This is a genomic window from Mesorhizobium sp. CA4 (genome assembly GCF_020165075.1).
In the GTDB taxonomy this organism is placed as follows: Bacteria; Pseudomonadota; Alphaproteobacteria; order Rhizobiales; family Rhizobiaceae; genus Mesorhizobium.
On the sequence record NZ_JAIUHK010000057.1, the window covers coordinates 1 to 18,721 of the forward strand.

Sequence of the window (18,721 nt, forward strand, 5' to 3'; positions counted from 1 at the left end):
GATCCGACTGCATGGCAAACCTGCCAAGCAGGCGAGCCTTCTTGCCTTCAATCTTGACAGGGAACATGAGAGACTAGGCGTATCCAACGGGCGCGGTCGCAGTTCAAATGTTGTTGCGACGGAAGTCCAGTTTGAGTTTCTCCTGGTAGACGCCAATGCGTTTTTTGGCGCGGTCGATCACATCACTGAAATGCAGTATCTCGAAATAGGTCTCGCCCAGCGATTGTCGCGTCTCGGGATCCTTCAGTTCGCTTGATTGAAACCAGCCCTTGCCGGTCGGGAACGGCGTCCAGTTCCCGCTCAGACGCAGCGTATTGACGCTATCGCCGATCAGATAGCCATAGAATTTTCTAAGTTTGCCGCCGGATTTCGCCGCAAGCAGCTGAGCATATTCAGAAAGATCGCCGATATGCTCATCAGTGGAAACACCAGGCGCCTTGAATTCGACGATGATCGCCGAGCCCTCCTTGCTGAACACCGCGATGTCGGGACGCTTGCCCCCGTTGTCACTCGTGCGTTTCGCAAGAATTTTTCGAAGTGCCTCATCGATATCACTTTCGAATACACTGGTGTCATCGTTCCATTTGATGTTCGCGAGCGGCAAGTCCGACGCGATATAGTCATAATATTGGTACTCTTCGCTCAGCAACCAGATATCGTGATCAGTCGTTTCGGTGCTGTCCTTGCGCATCGGGAAAAAGATGCTGTGGATGATCTGCTCATCCTTGCGTCTGATGCCGTCGGCGGCCGCCTGCATGGCAAGCCGCTGGCCGCAGGCGAGATCGAGGATATCGACGATCGCGGCGCGACGCACGATTAGCTGCGACAGGTTGGCCATGTCGAAGTTCTTGAGCGATGACGTATATTTCCAGGAAAGCTCATGGATCTTCTGGCGGAACTCGTCGGAGTCCGGCTCGGCTGCCATGATCTCCTCCTTGAGGCTGAAGATCGCGGCAGTCTCGTCGATGACGGCCTTCTGGTATTTGCTCAACACGCGTTCAGCGACCGACTGGGCGGATTCGCCGTACACGATCCTGGTCTTGGTATCCTGTAGCATCGCTTCGCTGATGCCGAACTGGAGGGTGGCCTCCTTGAGCACCGCCTCCTTCTTCCAGTCGGCAGGAGTGACCATCTCGTCGATGACCGGATCGAGCGCCTCATGAATGTCGGCGTAGGACAATTTTTCCGACGAAAACATATCGCCGCTCGGAATCTCGTCGGGAATATTGTCGAAGTCGTCACGCTGCTCGTTGACGCGTGCGTCCAGATAGTCAGCCTCGATCAGCACGATATGATGGAAACCGCCCACCGGGTTGTTTTGCTCGGTACGCGTCCTGAGGTAGTGACCCGTGATGTCCTTCACAGGCGTGGACTTGGCACAGAAGGCGATGGCGTTGCGCGGAAGATCATACTGTTCGGCATCGAGCTGATAGTGGGAGAGGTTGAATGTTTGCCGCGTGCCGAGACGGTCCCCTGAGGCAGGATCACGCTCTTCGACATCAATAACACGCTCGGCAGTGACTGCCGGCAGGTCTGCGAGCCGTAGCACTTCGATCTTCGCTTGGTCGTCCTTCCAGTGCCGTGTGGTGAACCGAATCTCGAAATTGCCCAGCTGTTCACTGAGTCCGACGAGCCGCTGCAGGAAAGCGACGAGCATCTGCTTTTTCAGCGCCGGCGCCGAGAAGAGGGTGCTGAGGGCCTCGCCGTGGGATATGCGCGGGCGAACCGCCTCTTTGAATTGCTCAAGCCGGATGACGGTCCCGATGTCGGCTTCAGCGACCGGCACCGTGGTAAAATCATCAGCCTCGATTTGCTTCTGCGGTTCGCAATACCGAAACACGCGCTTCAGAAGAGCGTCGCCGTCCCGGTAGGTACTGGTGATCGTCATTGCTGCGAAATGATGGAAGAACTGGATACGTCCCGCGCCCTTGCATTTTCCGATGCCAGAGATGGAGAGATCATCCTTGTAGGACGTATCCTTTGTCAGGAAGGCCTTGAGTTGGTCGTCGCCGAGACCGCATCCGTTGTCGCCGCACGACACGTTCATCAGTTCGCGATCCTCGAGCAAGTCTGCACGCAAGAAATCGACTTCGATTGTAATATTCATGTCCGGCGCGGATTGGTCGCTCGCTCGCCGAATGAGATAGGCATCGATCGCATTGGCGATAAGTTCTTCAAAGACCACGTATTGGTTCAAGCTGAGCTTGGTGTTCTTGATGCTTCCCCTGATGTCGAGCGTCATTTCGTTTCGATCCAAACCCCTAACATAAGCCAGCCTGCTTCTGGCCGCCTGCGCATGTGCAAGTCAAGCGATGCCAGTTCCCAGCCTCCACCGCAACTCATGACGAGCGTACCGTCGATAGTGTTCCTCATGCCAGCCTAAGCGGAGCTAAATCCTACGTCCGCATTTGGCGACTTCCGATGGCACCTGGAATGGCCGAAATGAGGCGCATAGCTGCCGTTTGGGTTGCGTGGAAGCTGCATGTTATTTCGCAAGCGGCGGCGCGAATACAGACCGAGCGGCCGGCGCGTCCCCACTTGACTCCCACCGCCCAATCGTAGAACAAATAGAGAACATGCTCATATACCCTTTCATGGAGGTCAACGACCATCTTGCGGCAGGAGCCCGCCATAGACGACTTGCGCGCACGGATCGAAAAGATCGAGGGTCGGCGCCGACCCGCCAGATCGGTGCTTCCTTTCGGGATCGCCGATCTGGACGCACGACTTCCGGGCGGCGGATTGGCGCTTGGCGCGCTGCATGAAATCGCGGGCGGTGGCAATGGAGCCATCGATGGAGCGGCCGCGGCGCTGTTCGCGGGCGGTGTGGCCGCGCGCACGCGCGGCAAGGTCTTGTGGTGCATCACCCGGCCCGACCTGTTCGCTCCGGCGCTGGCGCAGGCCGGCCTGAAGCCGGATCGCGTCATCTATGTCGAGGCCGGCGACGACAAGACAATCCTCGCTTGCATGGAAGAAGGCATCCGGCATGGCGGCCTGGGCGCGGTCGTCGGTGAAGTCGCGCGCCTGACCATGACAGCCTCGAGGCGGCTGCAGCTCGCTGCCGAAGAAGCCCACACGATCGGGATCGCGCTGCGAAGATGGCGGCGGCAGACGGAGGCGGCCGATTTCGGCCAGCCGACGGCCGCCATGACCCGCTGGCGCATCTCGGTCCTGCCCTCGGCGCCGCTGCCCGTGCCCGGTGTCGGCCGGCACCGCTGGCTCGTCGAATTGATCCGCGCCCGCGCGGGTGAAAGTGCCGATTTCGAATTGGAGGCGTGCGATGGCACGGGTCGTCTCGCTGTTCCTGCCGACCTGGCCAACCGACAGGGTGCGGCGCAAGGCCGGCAACGCAGCGCCGCCGGCTGAGGCCCCGCTCGTCCTGATCGGTCGCGAAAAAAACCGGCGCGTGGTGCTCGCCGCCGATGCCGCAGCACTCGCCGCCGGCCTGCGGCCCGGCATGCCGGTGACGAAGGCACAGGTGCTGGTGCCGGACATAGCGATCCAGGACGCCGACCAAGAAGCGGACGCCGAGGCGCTCGAGCGGCTCGCCGTCTGGATGCTCCGATTTGCGCCGATCGTCGCGCCCGATCCGCCCGACGGGATCGTCATCGACACGACAGGCGCCGACCATCTCCATGGGGGCGAGGCCGCCATGCTCGGGGGCATGGTCGGGCGTCTTGCCATGTCCGGCATCGTCGCCCGTGCGGCGATCGCGGACAGCTGGGGCGCGGCGCATGCTCTGGCACGGTATGGCCGCCAAGAAATTTTCATCACGCCACCCCGCCACGGCCAATCCATTGTGGAACCGCTGGCGCTCGAGGCACTGCGGATCGCGCCTTCCACGGCGGCCGAACTGCGCAGGCTCGGCTTCCAATGCATCGGCGATCTCCTGAAACAGCCGCGCGCACCACTTGCCCTGCGCTTCGGCCCGGAGATCGGCCGCCGCATCGATCAAGCTCTTGGCAACACAGCCGCGCCGATCGACCCGGTCCGCCCGCCGGACATCGTCGAAGTCCGCCGTGCCTTCCCCGAGCCGATCGGCGCGGCCGAGACAATAGCGCGCTACATTGGCAAGCTCGTGGCCCAGCTCTGCAAGCTGATGGAGCAGCGGGGCCTCGGCGCGCGCCGGCTCGATCTCATCTGCCATCGCGTCGACAATCAGGCCCAGGCGGTCCGTGTCGGCATGGCGATGCCCGTCCGGGACGCCAAACAGCTCACCCGGCTGCTTTGCGACAAGCTCGAGAACATCGCGCCCGGCTTCGGCATCGAGATGATGATCCTGGCCGCGACGGCGGCCGAACCCCTGGAGCGCAGCCAGGCCGTGAGCTCCCTCGTCGAGGAAACCGTGCCGGATGTGTCCGACCTCATCGATACGCTGATGAACCGCGTCGGCGAGCGCGCCGTCTACCGGCTTGCGCCTGTCGCCAGCGACGTGCCGGAGCGTTCGGTAAGCAAGATCCCGGCGATGGCCGCCGACACCGGCGCGGGCTGGCCCGGCCACTGGCCGCGGCCCGCCCGCCTGCTGCCGCAGCCGGACCCCGTCGAGACGGTGGCGCTGTTGCCCGACCATCCACCGGTCTCCTTCACCTGGCGCGGGGTGCGCCGGCGCGTGAGGCGCGCGGACGGTCCGGAACGGGTCTTCGGCGAATGGTGGAAGCGCGACGCCGAGCTGGTGGCGGTGCGCGATTATTTCCGGGTCGAGGACGACGCCGGCGAGCGCTACTGGCTCTACCGCGCCGGCGACGGCGAGGATGCGGCAACGGGCTCGCACCAGTGGTTTCTGCATGGGATCTTCGGATGAACGGCGTCCGCTATGCCGAGCTGCAGGTCACCTCGCATTTCAGCTTCCTGCGCGGCGCCTCCTCGGCCGATGAGCTGTTTTCGCAGGCGGCACTTCTCGGTATCGAGGCGCTCGCCGTCGCCGACCGCAACAGTCTCGCCGGCGTTGTCCGCGCCCATGAGGCCGCCAGGACCACCGGCGTGCGCCTGATCGTCGGTTGCCGCCTCGACCTCACCGACGGCATGTCGCTGCTCGCCTATCCGACCGACCGCGGCGCCTATTCCCGGCTGTGCCGACTGCTCTCGCTCGGCAAGGCCCGGGCCGGAAAGGCGAAATGCCATCTCGAATGGAGCGATGTCGTCGCCTATGGCGAAGGCCTCATCGCCGTGCTCCTGCCCGAGATGGCCGATGAGACCCTGGCGCTGCGCCTGAGACATCTGCGCCAGGCATTCGGCGATCGCGCCTATATGGCGCTGACGCTCAGGCGCCGGCCCAACGACCAGCTTCGCATCCACGACCTGGCCACGCTTGCCCTCAAGATGAAGGTGCCGAGCGTCGTCACCAACGACGTGCTCTTCCATGAGCCGGGCCGCCGCATCCTGCAGGACGTCGTCACCGCAATCCGGCACAATGTCACCGTCGACGCGCTCGGCGAACGCCGCGAGCGGCATGCCGACCGTTACCTCAAGCCGCCTCAGGAAATGCACCGGCTTTTTGCACGCTACCCGGAAGCGCTGGCGCGCACGATGGAGATCGCCGAGCGCTGCCGGTTCTCTCTCGGCGAGCTTGCTTACCAATATCCAGAGGAGCGCGACGACCCTTCGCTGACACCGCAGCAGGCGCTCGAAAAACTGACATGGCAGGGCGCCGCGACGCGCTACCCGGAAGGCGTGCCGGACAGTGTCGCACACTCGCTGCGCCACGAATTGCGGCTGATCGATAAGCTCGACTATGCACCCTATTTCCTGACCGTGAACGCGATCGTGCGTTTCGCGCGCTCGAAGGACATCCTTTGCCAGGGCCGCGGCTCCGCCGCCAATTCGGCGGTCTGCTACGTGCTCGGCATCACCTCGATCGATCCCGGCCGCAACGACCTTCTGTTCGAGCGTTTCGTCTCCGAGGAGCGTCGCGAGCCGCCCGACATCGACGTCGATTTCGAGCATGAACGGCGCGAGATCGTCATGCAGTGGGTGTTCGACACCTATGGACGCGACCACGCGGCGCTGTGTTCCACGGTGGTGCGCTACCGCACCAAGGGGGCGCTGCGCGACATCGGCAAGGCGCTCGGCCTGCCGGAGGATCTCATCCGGACGCTCTCCGGCCAGGTCTGGGGCTGGTCCGAGGAGGGCGTGGAGGAGCGGCATGTCGAGGAACTCAATCTCAACCTTGCTGATCGCCGCCTGCGACTGACGCTCGACCTCGCGCGGCAGTTGATCGGCGCGCCGCGGCACCTCAGCCAGCACCCGGGCGGCTTCGTGCTCACCAATGACCGTCTCGACGATCTGGTGCCCATCGAACCGGCGAGCATGAAGGACCGGCAGGTGATCGAATGGGACAAGGACGATATCGACGCGCTCAAATTCATGAAGGTCGACGTGCTGGCGCTCGGCATGCTGACCTGCATGAAGAAGGGCCTCGATCTCCTCGCCGAGTGCAAGGACATCCGGCTCGACCTTGCCACCATCCCGGCGGAGGATCCGCGCACCTACGCCATGATCAGGAAAGCCGATACGCTCGGCACCTTCCAGATCGAGAGCCGGGCGCAGATGTCGATGCTGCCGCGGCTGAAGCCAAGGACCTTCTACGATCTCGTAGTGCAGGTCGCGATCGTGCGCCCCGGGCCGATCCAGGGCGACATGGTCCACCCCTATCTGCGCCGCCGGGAAGGCATCGAGCCGGTGCATTACCCAAGGCCCGAGCTCGAGAAGGTGCTTGGCAAGACGCTCGGCGTGCCGCTGTTCCAGGAGCAGGCGATGCGGGTTGCCATCGAATGCGCGGGCTTCACGCCCGGCGAAGCGGACATGCTTCGCAAATCGATGGCAACGTTCAAGTTTACCGGCGGCGTTTCGTCCTTCAAGACGAAGCTGATCGACGGGATGGTGGACAATGGCTACGAGCGCGCCTTCGCCGAGCAGACCTTCAAGCAGCTCGAAGGCTTCGGCTCCTATGGTTTTCCTGAGAGCCACGCCGCTTCCTTCGCGCTGATCGCCTATGCCTCGGCCTGGCTCAAATGCTGGCATCCCGACGTCTTCTGCGGGGCGCTGTTGAACAGCCAGCCAATGGGCTTCTACGCGCCGGCGCAGATCGTGCGCGATGCGGCTGCGCATGGAGTCGAGATCCGACCGGCCTGCGTCAACGCCTCGCGCTGGGACTGCACCCTGGAGCCTCTCGCCGACGGCCGCTTTGCCGTCCGGCTCGGGTTGCGCATGGTGCGCGGTCTGGCAAATGCCCATGCAAGCACGATCATCGCCACGCGCGCCGACCAGCCCTTCGCCTCCGTCGACGATCTGTGGCGGCGTGCTGGCGTGCCGCAGGCAGCACTTGTCCAGCTCGCCGAGGCGGACGCGTTCCGGCCAGCACTTGGTCTCGGGCGGCGCGAGGCGCTTTGGGCGATCAAGGCGCTGCGCGACGAGCCCCTGCCCCTGTTTGCGGCCGCATCGGCCCGTGAAGTGGAGCTGGTGCCCGAGATCAACGAACCGGCGGTGGCGCTTCGGCCGATGACGGCCGGCGGCGAGGTCGTGGAAGACTACCGCCATATCGGCCTGACGCTGCGCAGCCATCCGATCTCGTTTCTGCGCGACGACCTTCGCCGTCGCCGCATTGTTTCCTGCTCCGAGGCGATGGAGACGCGCGACGGCCGCTGGCTGGAAACGGCAGGCATAGTGCTCGTGCGGCAGCGCCCGGGCTCGGCCAAGGGCGTGATGTTCATCACCCTTGAGGACGAGACCGGGATCGCAAACCTCGTCGTCTGGCCGAAAGTGTTCGAGCAGCACCGGCGCACGGTTCTGTCGGCGGGCATGATCGCGGTAAAGGGCCGGATCCAGCGCGAGGGCGAAGTGGTCCACCTCGTGGCTCGCAAGATCAGGGATCTGTCAGCCGAGCTCGCCAGCGTCGGCGAACGCGAGGGCAGCTTTCCCGTGCCGCACGGGCGCGGCGACCAGGTGCGCAATGGCGGCTCGGGACCCGATCCGCGCGAGCTGCCGCCCAAGGGGCTACGCAGCCGCGACATCTACATACCCGACCTCCACATCGACAACATCAAGGTCAAGACGCGGGATTTCAGGTAAAACGCCAATTTCTTGCCCGGCTCAGGATCGCAAGACGACCCAACGCGTTACAGGTCGAACGTCGTGACCGCACACCTATGAAACAAGGGAGACGACAATGGCAGACAACAAATCGAAGCGAGGCGCCGCAGACCGTCGGCAAGTCTCCCGCGGCGAAGGGTATGAGGTCAATTATTTCGCCCGCAAGCACGGTATCAGCAAAGAGCAGGCCGAAGCCCTGATCGAGCGGGTCGGCAACGACCGAGACAAGCTCAATGCCGCCGCGGAGAAACTGAAGAAATAGGCTGCGGATTGCGAATGGCGGCAGTTGGGTTTTGTTTGAGTCACGTCAGGTGAGCAAGTCAGCTTTGCGTCGGCCCACAATCAAAGGATCTTCAACTCCCCTTGCGAAGCCAGCCTCGCGCGGCGCAGCCAAGTTCGCGCCGCCCGCGTTCCGCCCGGTCCAGCTTGCAAAACTGGTGGACACTGTTCCCGCCGGCGATCGCTGGATCCACGAAATGAAATACGATGGCTACCGCATTCTCGTCGCCGTGGGCGGCGTCGAGGCGCGCGCCTATACGCGCTCCGGCCTGGATTGGTCCGACCGCTTTCCGTCCATTTTGGCGGAAGCACGCGAGCTCAAGGCTGGCTCCGCTCTGATCGACGGAGAGGCGGTTGTCATGGATACCGAGGGCCGATCCAGTTTCCAGGCGCTGCAGAACGCGTTGAAGGGCGCTCCCGCGAGCATCGATTTTTATGCCTTCGACCTGCTCCAGCTCGACGGGGAAGATCTGACCAGGCTTCCGCTCCTGCAGCGCAAGGAGAAACTGGGGACGATCCTGCCGGCGAAGAGCCCCATCCTTCGCTACTCCGACCACATCCAGGGCCGCGGGGAAGAGTTGCTGAATCGCTTCTGCTACGCCGGCCTCGAGGGGGTTATCTCGAAGCTGGCGGATTCGCACTATGTCGGCGCCCGCGATGGAAGCTGGTTGAAGATCAAGTGCATCAAGCGTCAGGAATTCGTGCTCGTCGGCTGGACGCCGTCAGACAAGGATCGCCCGTTTCGATCGCTGATCCTCGGCGTCCACGACGGCGGAAAGCTGCGCTATGCCGGCAAGGTCGGGACCGGTTTCGATGCCGCCGGGATGGCCCGGCTCATGAACACCATGGCGCCGCTCGAGCAGAAGGCGGCAACGGTCGAGGCGCCGCGCGCGGAGGTCCGCGGCGCGCACTGGCTGCGTCCCAGGCTTGTCGCCGAGATCGCCTTCACCGAGATGACCAATGAAGGAACACTGCGCCATCCAAGCTATCTCGGCCTGCGCGAGGACAAGAAGCCGGAAGCGGTCGTGCTCGAGACGGAACACCGCACAGCCGCCCTGCCGCCGCCGGCGACAAACGCGGTCGCGATCAGCAATCGCGGCCGCGTGATCTACCCCGAATCCAACATCACCAAGGGACAGCTTGCCGATCATTATTCCGACGTTGCCGCGATCATGCTTCCCTGGGCCGCCAGCAGACCGATCAGCCTTGTCCGCTGCCCGCAGGGGCGCGCGAAGAAATGTTTTTTTCAGAAGCACGACGCCGGCAGCTTCGGCGACAAGGTCCATCACGTCGGGATCACCGAAAAGGACGGCCATGAGGAGCCGTACCTTTACGTCGACGATGCCGAGGGGCTTCTAACCTGTGTCCAGATGGGAACAATCGAGTTCCATGGATGGGGAGCGCGCATCGAAGACGTCGAGAAGGCGGACCGCCTTGTGTTCGACCTCGACCCCGACGAGGGACTGGATTTCGAGGCCGTTCGCGCTGCCGCATTCCAGTTCCGGGATATACTGAGATCCATTGGCTTGATCACCTTCCCGATGCTGACGGGCGGCAAGGGCGTGCATGTCATCGCGCCGCTCACGCCGCGAGCTGAATGGCCTGAGGTGAAGGCCTTCGCCTCCGGGCTTGCTCAGGCGGTCGCGCAGAGCGACCCGGCCCACTTCACAGCCGTGTTGTCGAAGGCCAAACGCAAGGGGCGGATCTTCGTCGACTATCTGCGCAACCAGCGCGGCGCGACGGCAATCATGCCTTATAGCGCCAGGTCGCGGCCGGGCGCCCCGGTCGCAGCACCCGTCACCTGGGCGGAGATGAAGACAATCGATGCGCCCTCTCATTTCCACGTCGGCGACGCGCCCGAGTTGAACAAGCGCGCCACATCGAAAGCCCTCGCGGGTTGGGGCCGGGCCGATCAGTTCCTGCCGGACCTCATGAAGCCATGAGGATCGCGACCTACAACGTCAACGGCGTCAACGGCCGCTTGTCGGTGCTGCTGCGCTGGCTAGAAGGGGCAGCGCCGGACATTGCCTGTCTCCAGGAACTCAAGGCGCCGCAGGAGAAGTTCCCGGAAGGGCCGATCCGCGACCTCGGCTATGACGTGGTCTGGCATGGCCAGAAAAGCTGGAACGGCGTCGCGATCCTGAGCCGGGTCGGCAACATCCACGAAACGCGGCGCAGCCTCCCCGGCGACCCCGACGACAGCCATAGCCGCTACATCGAAGCAGCAGTCAACGGCATCCTGATCGGATGCCTTTATCTTCCCAATGGGAATCCAAGGCCCGGCCCGAAATTCGATTATAAGCTGCGTTGGTTCGACCGCCTCATCGACCACGCAGCCGAACTCGTCGCGTCCAAACAGCCGGTGGTGCTGGCAGGCGATTTCAACGTCATGCCGACCGAACTCGATGTCTACAAGCCGGAGCGCTGGCTGGACGATGCTCTGTTCGCGCCGGAGGCGCGCGCCGCCTACGCGACGCTGCTCAAACAAGGCTGGACCGACGCGCTGCGCGTGCGTCATCCCGGTGAGAAGATCTACACGTTCTGGGATTATTTCCGCAACGCCTTCGGCCGCAACGCAGGTCTGCGTATCGACCACCTTCTGCTGAGCCCGTCACTCAAGAAGCGGCTGATCGACGCCCAGGTCGACGTCGAGGTGCGCGGCTGGGAAAGGAGCAGTGATCACGCGCCGGTCTGGATCGATCTCTCTGAAAAGGCACTCCCTCGCGGCCGTTCGAAGGCCTAACGAACGAAGCAGCCCAGGGCGTTGGTTGCTCGCCAATGATGAAACCTTCCGCCGCATAGCTGCGGCGCCGACGGGCCTACCCCAAATCGCGACGGCATTCAGCAGCGCGCTCCTCGCATCACCCGACCTGCTCCACGACCAGCGTCCCCGCCTGAAGCGGCTTGATCAGGGATTTGGCGGAGACCGAGGGATCAAGCCAGCTCGCCCAATCCTTGCGCTCCAGGATCACGATCTGCCGATCGTGATATGGGGCGATGTCCGGACCGGGTTCCATCGTGAGCATAGTGAACGCCTCCCCGACATCATTGGTCTCGCGCCAGATCCCGGCGATGCAGAAGATCGGCTCGTCGCGCTTGGTGAAGAGCCACTTGTCCTTGCGCTTCTTGCCCTTCTCTGTCGGCTCGGTGAATTCGTAAAAACCATCGGCTGGTATCAGGCAGCGGTTCGAGGCGAACTCGCGACCGTCCGAGCGGAAGTTGTAGACCGGCCTCTTGTTCGGTCCAGGCCAGCTCCACCGGCGCTGAACAAGATCACCCTCGCTGCTCGCGCCATCGACCGGGCGGATGATCGGCCCGATGTCGGTTATCTTGATGTCCTCGCGCGCCTGGATGTTCGGCGCTCCTTCACTGTAGCGTATCTTGATCTTGAGATCGGCGAAGTCCTCCACGATCGAGGCGACATCCACCATCAGCCGATAATCATTGCACATGTCTCACCTTAACTCTGCGGTATTGCGCGGCGGCTTCGTTCCTGTTATGTTCTTTTGCTATGAGCGCAACAGTTTTCGATTCCGACAGCCCGCTCGACGAACCCCGCGTCATCATAAGACGCTACGGCGGCGATGTTGAGATGCTCAAGCTGCCGTGGGGACTCCAACCGAAGGAACCAGGGGGGGGCCCTTTCACTGTGGTGCGCGCGGAGGACCGATCGTTCCCGAGCCATCGCTGCCTCGTGCCGGCGTCTGAATTCCGGCACCGAAGTCAGGGGAAGAACTATAGCTTTCGCCTCGCCAATAGTGACTGGTTCTATTTCGCTGGCATCTGGCGGCCGGCGACGCGCGATTGGCCGGAAGCCTACGCAATCCTCACGATCCAGGCCAACGACGACATCGCGCCTTACCATGATCGCCAGATGGCAGTGCTGCGCCGAGACCAGCGCTCGGCGTGGCTGGACATGACGCGTCCCGAACACGAAGTGCTCCGTCCCCTTCCTCGGGACAGTTTTCGGATTTCGCGTCTCCATCAGGGGCGCGCACAGGCTGAATTTGCGATCTGAGAGCTGTAGATCCGGTAGCACGAAGCACATATCCTGGCGAAGTGCATTTCAGGCATATGGCCCCTGACCGCAGCGCCGACCAGCGCAAGATCATACATGTCGACATGGATGCGTTCTACGCGTCGGTCGAACAGCGCGACAATCCGGCCCTGCGCGGCAGGCCGCTTGCTGTTGGCGGTGCTGCTGCGCGCGGCGTGGTGGCTGCCGCAAGCTACGAGGCCCGCGCCTTCGGCGTTCGCTCCGCGATGCCTTCCGTCACGGCAAAGCGCAAATGCCCCGAGCTGGTCTTCGTGCCGCCCCGCTTCGACGTCTACCGGTCCGTCTCGGCCCAGATCCGCGAGGTGTTCGCCGAGCATACCGATCTCATCGAACCGCTCTCGCTCGACGAGGCTTATCTCGACGTGACGCAGAACAGGCTCAACATTTCGTCTGCCACGACGATCGCCGCGATGATCAGGGCTAAGATCGTGCTGGTGACCGGTCTCACCGCTTCCGCCGGCATCTCATACAACAAGTTCCTCGCCAAGATGGCGTCCGACCAGAACAAGCCAAACGGCCAGTTCGTCATCACGCCCCGCCACGGCCCGGCCTTCGTGCAGACCTTGCCAGTCAAGAAATTTCATGGCGTGGGGCCCGCGACGGCCGCCAAGATGGAGGCGCTGGGCATTAAGACCGGCGCCGATCTCAAGGACCGCTCGCTTGCCTTCCTGCAGCAGCATTTCGGCAAGTCAGGACTCTGGTACTATCAGATCGCGCGCGCCATCGACGAACGCGCGGTCGAGCCGGATCGGCCGCGCAAATCGATCGGCGCCGAGGATACCTTCGCAGCCGACATCTTGGAGCTCGCTGCAGCAATCGCCGAACTTAGGCCGCTGATAGCCAAGGTCTGGGGACACTGTGAAGGCAAGGGCATCCGCGGCCGGACGATCACGCTGAAGGTCAAATTTGCCGATTTCCAGCAGATCACGCGCAGTCGCACCGTGTCGGTGCCAATCGAGTTCTCTGACTTCGAACCTCTCGCAGCCGATCTCCTGAGGTCGGTGTTTCCGGTACAGAAGGGAATCCGGCTGTTGGGCATCACGCTTTCATCGCTAAGCGGTGTGTGGCCGCCGGAACAGCGGCAACTTCGGTTCGAACTTTAGGATGCCGCGCAAACGAAATCTGTCCCGGGTCTGCGCATCAACCCGCGTGGGGTCGATTTCGCGAGTTATCTGGAAGGTTTCGACGTCATGCTTGTCGGGGGCTTGGCCGTGCGAAGCAAAGGGGAAGGCACATGGCCACGTCCTCCGAAGGACATCAGGCGGCCTCGCCTTCTTCTGCGGCGTCCGGCTGAAGGCCATGCAGGAAAGCCACGGCGCGCTGCGCATGGGCCGCGGCCGAGAAGATTGCGCGCTTGTCGTCGGCGAGGACTTTCAACCACGAGCCGAGATAACTCGCATGGTCCGGCCGGGGCTCGAGTTCGGGCGCGATACCAAGATCGGCGCAGAGGAAGCAGCTTCCGAGCTCGGCAATCAGTTCCTCGCGCGCTCGCTCGCTGCGATCCTTCGCGTAGCGGCTAAGGTCGCGCTTAACGCGATGCGGCGCCGACGTCCAATGGGTGACCTCGTGACTGAGCGTGGCAACGTATGACGCGGCGTCCCGGAACGTCTGGAATGGCGGCATCTGGATGTGGTCCGTCACCGGGGCAAAGTAGGCGCGATCCCCGCCGTGCCGGATTACCGCCCCAGTATTGGCAAAGAAGCGGTCGGCATGCTCGATCCGGGCGATCGGATCGCGCACCGGCTCCGCCTGCCGTCGATAAAACTGGTCCGGCAGGCCATCGATTTGCGCAATGTTGAAAACGGAATACGCCTTGAGGAACGGGATCTCGCGGTCGATTTCCTCGCCCTGGTTCTCCGTCTCCGTCCTGGTGAAGCGGCTGGCGAAGACCACCACAGAGCCGGTCTCGCCCTTGCGAACCCCGCCGCCAAGTTCCAGCGCCTGCTTGAATGTCATCCACATCGGGCTGGAAAAGCCGCGGGCGACAGCCTCCGACCAAAGCAGCAGCACATTCATGCCGTTATAGGGCAGACCATTATGCCTGAGCGGCCGGGTGACGCGGCCGGAGGCATTGCTCGATTGCCACGGCTGCATCCAAGGACGGATGCCCTTCTCCAGCTCGGCTACGATGCGGTCGGTGATGCGCGCATAGATATCGATGCGATCTGCATTTTCTTTCCTGGTCATTTCATGAACCTCCAGTTGGAGGCCGCGCCGATCGCGGCCCCGTGACGGGGTCCGCTTGGGCGGAGCAGGAAGGCCGGCCGCGCACCCGACCGGGGACCCGTCGCGGTTGCACGATGGGATGGTCATGGGCCGCAGCGACAGCGGAGGACGGCGAAGCCGTTGCGCTGACTGCCTGGCTCCGCCAGGACCTCGGGCCAGAACGGGGCGCGAGCGGACGTCAGAAAACAGAAAGGCGGCGCTGGGCGCCGCCTGAATGCCGTGGAGATAAGGCCGGTTCAATGAACCGACCGGCCCCCGCTATAGGGATCGTATTCGAAGAGGATTTCGACATCGGCGTTGTCGAGCTCAGAGGCGGGCATGACGCCAAATTCGTCGTCGACCTGGAAGAGGATAACCGGGACCATGAGAGTGCGGGCGAGGGACCAGGCGGCCTTTTGGGCGAGTATGAGATCGTGGGACATCTAAGGGCTCCATCTTGGAGCGGGCCAATTCCCGCTGGATGGCTCCGTCAGTGTGCGGAGGCGGGCGCGATCACCCGAAGGCGTCAGCCGAGCGGCCGCAGCGTGCTGGCGGACCCCTTGCGGGTTGATCGGGGAAGATCCGCAGCCGCACCAGGAAAGCCATCACGAGAGAGCGGGGATTGGGCCGTGAAGGAGCCCAGCGTGCCGATCGGGCCGAGGCTGGCGAAAGGAGCAGGCATCGGCGGCCCTCCCCTCAGCGTCGCGCGCCGGAAGCGACATCCGAACCCGGTGCAAAGTCGCGCACATGAAATCGCTAAAGCGAGAGATTGTCGTTGTCGAGTTGGTCGCCACGGGCGGAAAATTGGGAGACGATGCAGCCGTAGTTGCCCGAGCGCACCGGATCGCAGAGGTCGTCTCTCCTCGTGCGCCACGAGCGGCACTCGCGACGTTCACTTGGCGATGATCGAACGCGTCATGTTTGGCCCATGAAAATCGGCTAGGCCCTTCGCAGTTGATGCGACGGACCGATGAGGCCGAACGTGCTCATGGAAGGAGGGCGGGACCGGAGCCCCGCCCTCGACGTTCATCCGAGAGCTGCCATCTGCAGTTCGGCCGCCTTGCGGTCGACGGATTGGCCGGGGTTTTCGACTAGACGCTCGAAGGGCTTCCAGACCTCGCCTACAACCTGCTCGTAGGCGGCGATCGCCCCCTCCGCGGCCACGCGCAGCGCATGGGCCTGTAGTGCCATATCGGCGGCGAACTCACGCTTGCGCTGGGCAGCGCTGTCGAAGCCGACCGGTCCACCGACGTCTTCGTTCCGATCGTCGCAGGCCGACTTGGCCGTCGCGTCCCGTGCTTCGGAAACCGCCCGGCTGTAGAACTGGCCGGCCCCGTAGGCGGAGCCGACAAAGGCACCGACGACGCGTTGCAGGTGTATCTGCATGGCGCGTTCGCCCAGCCCCTCGTCGAGCGCCGCGGCCGTGTCCACGATGAGCTTTTCGTGCAAGTCGCGAATGCCGTCGCTGTCGAGCACCGGGAGGCCAAAACTCTCCGAGACGAGCGAGCACTGTGCGGCGTCGGGGCACACGAGGCGGACCATTTGGAAGGTAGTGCCCTTGCGCAACGGAGCGACGCGGGCGGTTGCGCGGGAATTGGCGGCTTTCTTGGTCATTGGGATGTCCTTTCTTCTGGTTCTCGAGGCCAGGACCGGCTCCGTGCCGGCCCTTCCTCGGGCGCGGACCAAAGGAACCGGCGGAATGACGGGCGCTTCAGGGTCCGGGCGGACCGAGACGAGCATGGAAGGTTTGCGGCCAAGCAGGGCTTTCTTCAGCCCTCGCGCGGGACGCAGGCCCGCCATGTCGAGACCGGACCGATCCGGCCGCCCCGCGGCGCGGAACGCGGCCTTGAAGCGCACGGCCGCCGGTTCAGGACCGCATGAAGCCCGAGTGAGGACCGGCACGGGCCTCGACTTCGACATTGGAACCGAAGGACAGGTGATCATGGCCACCTGCAGATTCATCGACCGGAGGTGGCTCGGCATGCACACCACTGTCAACCCATGATGGCCTTGGGCCTACGCCGGAGCTACCGTTATCGGCAGCGCTCGCTGTCCCGGCCGTACACCTGCAGCCGCCAGGCGAACCTGGCGGCTGCAGAGCGATCAAAGGCGGTGAGGTCTATTCGGCGGCCTCGCGGTAGCCTTCCTCGATCCCGCCCTTCTCGGAAGGTTGGTCCTCTCCACTCAGGCCGTCGACCTCAGGCCCAACGTCGTCATCGGCCTCGGGGACGGTGCTCTTGGACAGCCACTCCGTCAGGCTTGCCGCATCGGGAGCGAACAGCGCAGCCGGGTGGACGAAGTGCGCTTCCTTGAAGTGCTCGACGAGCGCGGCCCGCGTGTCCTTTACGCGCGCCCGCGGCAGAACCGGCGTGTCGGCGCACGAGCCCTCGATCGCTGGACGCGACAGACAGGAAAGGAAGTCCTCGGTGCCCATATTGGCGAGGAAGCTGTCTGCCCCGATCGCGCCGCCTGCGACGAGCGCCACCACGCCCGACTTGCTCATGCCCTCGCGGCAGGAGAGCGCATCGATGAGGACGCCCCGGGCTGCGATGCGCAAAGTCTCGGCGTCGAATGCGAACTTGCCCTCGGCATCGAAGAGGGTGGCGGCGTGCCGAGGCATGCGGCGACCGACCCCATGATCGCCGCCGGCACCGGAATCGACGCGTACGTTCTGGCCAGCGAAGGCGAGCACGAGCAACGCCAACAGCGTGTCGTCCTCGATCGGCGCCCGCGACAGCGCCTGATGGAGAGCATCGGTGCGCAGGTCGCCGATCATCTCGATACCCTTACGGGTCACATCGGGACGCGACTTCGGCATGACGACCGCCTCGGCGGCTTCCGTCGCCTTGGCCTCCTTCTTGGCCTCCGGCAGGCGGAAGTGGACCGTCTTCACCCTTCCCTCGCGGTCGAGATACATCGCGGCGTGATCCGACTTCTTCGGCGTGCCATAGACGCGTTCCGCCTTTGGCGGGAGCTTCACCTCGCCATAGGCGTTCGGTTCGGTGATGACGCCCTTCTTGGGCAGGTTCTGCGTCATCCACTCCTGCTGGGCGCCGAGGAAGGCGTCGACGTCGGTGGTGTACCGGCTATCCTGGTCGGCCGGTGCGAACAGATCCTCCACCCAGGCGATGCCGTAGGCCTCACGCAGCTCGTCGCCAAAGCTTGCGTCGCGCGCGTACATGCGTCGCTTGGTGAGACCGTTGGCGATGCTCCACCACGACACCTGCGGATCGCCCTTGTTGGGCTTCTTGGCCTTCCAGACCTCCTTCTGCTCCTCGAGCGAAGCGGCCGCGATAGTGCGGAGCTGCTGCTCGTTCGGCATATCGCCCTTGGCCATTGCGTCGAGCATCGCCGGCAGCACATTGGCGAGCAGGCGCAGCTTCTTGATCTGGCGCACCGACTGCGCAAGGGCGATCGCAATGGACTCTTCGGTCCAGTTCAGCGCAACGAGACGCTCGATGGCACGCCAAAGATCGACCGGGTTGAGCTGCTCGTGCGTGATCGAGGTGGCCAGCGAGCGCATCGCGCCGCCGTCCTCGGCACGAGGCACCACCAGAACCGCGATCTCTTGGAGACCTGCAGCGACCGCCTGCTTCGCGCGGCGATGACCCTGATCGATGACGAAGCCATTGCCGCCATCGGCCTCAGCGAAGACGATCGGCGGCTCGACGACGCCGATCGCTTTGATCGTCGCCAGCAGCAGGGCGTCGGCCTGCGGGCTGGACTTGGAGCGGCGCGCCTTGTCAGGATTTTCCTTGAGCGAGCGCGGATCGACAAACTTCAGTTCCATTGGAATGCTCCTTGAAGGTTACGGACAGGCCCGTCGCCGGTCCTTCCTCGTCTTCTTTCCGAAGACATCCCCCGGCCCGCGGAGCGGGCGGGACGGGGCAATTGCGCTGGAGCATCCCTGCCCGGCTGGCCAAGCGGGGCTTCTTCAGCCCTGCGCAGGATGACGGGCCGGGATTGCGACCGGCGCGATTGAGCGTCAGCGTCGGCGGACCACCCGATCCGCGAGCGGTCTTCCTTGCTTTCTCGCTTCCCTGCTCGTTCGGGAAGGCCCCTCCACCGAGCCGGCGAAGGCCGCTCAGACAT

The 18,721-nt window shown here is 63.8% G+C and carries 14 protein-coding genes; 8 read left to right on the forward strand and 6 right to left on the reverse strand.

Translation table 11 applies throughout. The features are described from left to right. Positions 1-103 precede the first annotated feature (103 nt). Positions 104-2,242, reverse strand: a complete 2,139-nt coding sequence (locus LB528_RS28610; RefSeq protein ID WP_224582852.1) for a type I restriction enzyme HsdR N-terminal domain-containing protein — start codon at positions 2,240-2,242, stop codon at positions 104-106. A gap of 389 nt (positions 2,243-2,631) precedes the next feature. Here LB528_RS28610 and LB528_RS28615 point away from each other — a divergent pair, with 389 nt between their 5' ends. The 6 genes from LB528_RS28615 (at position 2,632) to xth (ending at position 11,110) form a co-directional block, all read left to right on the forward strand. Continuing rightward, positions 2,632-3,366 carry an ImuA family protein gene (locus tag LB528_RS28615; RefSeq protein WP_411962281.1) on the forward strand — a complete coding sequence of 245 codons (735 nt, stop codon included), beginning with the start codon at positions 2,632-2,634 and terminating at the stop codon, positions 3,364-3,366. After that, positions 3,281-4,801: a Y-family DNA polymerase gene (locus LB528_RS28620; RefSeq protein WP_224517495.1), complete on the forward strand. Its 1,521-nt coding sequence runs from the start codon at positions 3,281-3,283 to the stop codon at positions 4,799-4,801. Before LB528_RS28615 ends, LB528_RS28620 begins: the two co-directional genes overlap by 86 nt. After that, positions 4,798-8,067, forward strand: a complete 3,270-nt coding sequence (locus LB528_RS28625; RefSeq protein ID WP_224517497.1) for an error-prone DNA polymerase — start codon at positions 4,798-4,800, stop codon at positions 8,065-8,067. Before LB528_RS28620 ends, LB528_RS28625 begins: the two co-directional genes overlap by 4 nt. 97 nt (positions 8,068-8,164) lie before the next feature. Further along, a complete protein-coding gene (locus LB528_RS28630; RefSeq protein ID WP_224517500.1) occupies positions 8,165-8,350 on the forward strand; it encodes a DUF3606 domain-containing protein in 186 nt (61 codons plus the stop codon). Positions 8,351-8,399: 49 nt separating this feature from the next. After that, entirely contained in the window at positions 8,400-10,310 is a 1,911-nt protein-coding gene (ligD, locus tag LB528_RS28635) for a DNA ligase D (protein ID WP_318011537.1), read from the forward strand. Further along, a complete protein-coding gene (gene xth / locus LB528_RS28640) occupies positions 10,307-11,110 on the forward strand; it encodes an exodeoxyribonuclease III (RefSeq protein WP_224517503.1) in 804 nt (267 codons plus the stop codon). Before ligD ends, xth begins: the two co-directional genes overlap by 4 nt. A gap of 118 nt (positions 11,111-11,228) precedes the next feature. On the opposite strand, the gene LB528_RS28645 is transcribed toward xth, so the two are convergent. Next, a complete protein-coding gene (locus LB528_RS28645) occupies positions 11,229-11,819 on the reverse strand; it encodes an SOS response-associated peptidase (RefSeq protein ID WP_224517505.1) in 591 nt (196 codons plus the stop codon). Positions 11,820-11,878: 59 nt separating this feature from the next. Here LB528_RS28645 and LB528_RS28650 point away from each other — a divergent pair, with 59 nt between their 5' ends. Together LB528_RS28650 and dinB are read left to right on the forward strand one after the other, a co-directional pair. Continuing rightward, the gene (locus LB528_RS28650) at positions 11,879-12,385 is read left to right on the forward strand and encodes an SOS response-associated peptidase family protein (RefSeq protein ID WP_224717122.1); all 507 of its coding nucleotides are present in this window, start codon (positions 11,879-11,881) and stop codon (positions 12,383-12,385) included. Between the two features lie 56 nt (positions 12,386-12,441). Then, positions 12,442-13,527, forward strand: a complete 1,086-nt coding sequence (dinB, locus tag LB528_RS28655; RefSeq protein WP_224717123.1) for a DNA polymerase IV — start codon at positions 12,442-12,444, stop codon at positions 13,525-13,527. A gap of 154 nt (positions 13,528-13,681) precedes the next feature. On the opposite strand, the gene LB528_RS28660 is transcribed toward dinB, so the two are convergent. The 4 genes from LB528_RS28660 to LB528_RS28675 all read right to left on the reverse strand — a co-directional run bounded on the left by LB528_RS28660 (position 13,682) and on the right by LB528_RS28675 (position 18,419). Continuing rightward, positions 13,682-14,611: an ArdC family protein gene (locus tag LB528_RS28660; protein ID WP_224717127.1), complete on the reverse strand. Its 930-nt coding sequence runs from the start codon at positions 14,609-14,611 to the stop codon at positions 13,682-13,684. A gap of 275 nt (positions 14,612-14,886) precedes the next feature. After that, positions 14,887-15,072, reverse strand: a complete 186-nt coding sequence (locus LB528_RS28665) for a hypothetical protein (protein WP_224517508.1) — start codon at positions 15,070-15,072, stop codon at positions 14,887-14,889. A gap of 583 nt (positions 15,073-15,655) precedes the next feature. After that, positions 15,656-16,243 (reverse strand): hypothetical protein, encoded by a 588-nt coding sequence (locus LB528_RS28670; RefSeq protein ID WP_224517510.1) that lies wholly within the window; start codon positions 16,241-16,243, stop codon positions 15,656-15,658. A 505-nt stretch (positions 16,244-16,748) separates the two neighbouring features. Then, on the reverse strand, positions 16,749-18,419 hold the full coding sequence (locus LB528_RS28675) for a ParB N-terminal domain-containing protein (protein WP_224517511.1): 1,671 nt from the start codon (positions 18,417-18,419) through the stop codon (positions 16,749-16,751). Between the last annotated feature and the right edge of the window lie 302 nt (positions 18,420-18,721).

Bases quoted from the DNA above. Each gene is read 5' to 3' on its own strand.
- LB528_RS28610 (WP_224582852.1), bottom strand. From the start codon at position 2,242: ATGACGCTCGACATCAGGGGAAGCATCAAGAACACCAAGCTCAGCTTG.
- LB528_RS28620 (WP_224517495.1), top strand. From the start codon at position 3,281: ATGGCACGGGTCGTCTCGCTGTTCCTGCCGACCTGGCCAACCGACAGG.
- LB528_RS28625 (WP_224517497.1), top strand. From the start codon at position 4,798: ATGAACGGCGTCCGCTATGCCGAGCTGCAGGTCACCTCGCATTTCAGC.
- LB528_RS28630 (WP_224517500.1), top strand. From the start codon at position 8,165: ATGGCAGACAACAAATCGAAGCGAGGCGCCGCAGACCGTCGGCAAGTC.
- xth (WP_224517503.1), top strand. From the start codon at position 10,307: ATGAGGATCGCGACCTACAACGTCAACGGCGTCAACGGCCGCTTGTCG.
- LB528_RS28645 (WP_224517505.1), bottom strand. From the start codon at position 11,819: ATGTGCAATGATTATCGGCTGATGGTGGATGTCGCCTCGATCGTGGAG.
- LB528_RS28650 (WP_224717122.1), top strand. From the start codon at position 11,879: ATGAGCGCAACAGTTTTCGATTCCGACAGCCCGCTCGACGAACCCCGC.
- dinB (WP_224717123.1), top strand. From the start codon at position 12,442: ATGGCCCCTGACCGCAGCGCCGACCAGCGCAAGATCATACATGTCGAC.
- LB528_RS28660 (WP_224717127.1), bottom strand. From the start codon at position 14,611: ATGACCAGGAAAGAAAATGCAGATCGCATCGATATCTATGCGCGCATC.
- LB528_RS28665 (WP_224517508.1), bottom strand. From the start codon at position 15,072: ATGTCCCACGATCTCATACTCGCCCAAAAGGCCGCCTGGTCCCTCGCC.
- LB528_RS28670 (WP_224517510.1), bottom strand. From the start codon at position 16,243: ATGACCAAGAAAGCCGCCAATTCCCGCGCAACCGCCCGCGTCGCTCCG.
- LB528_RS28675 (WP_224517511.1), bottom strand. From the start codon at position 18,419: ATGGAACTGAAGTTTGTCGATCCGCGCTCGCTCAAGGAAAATCCTGAC.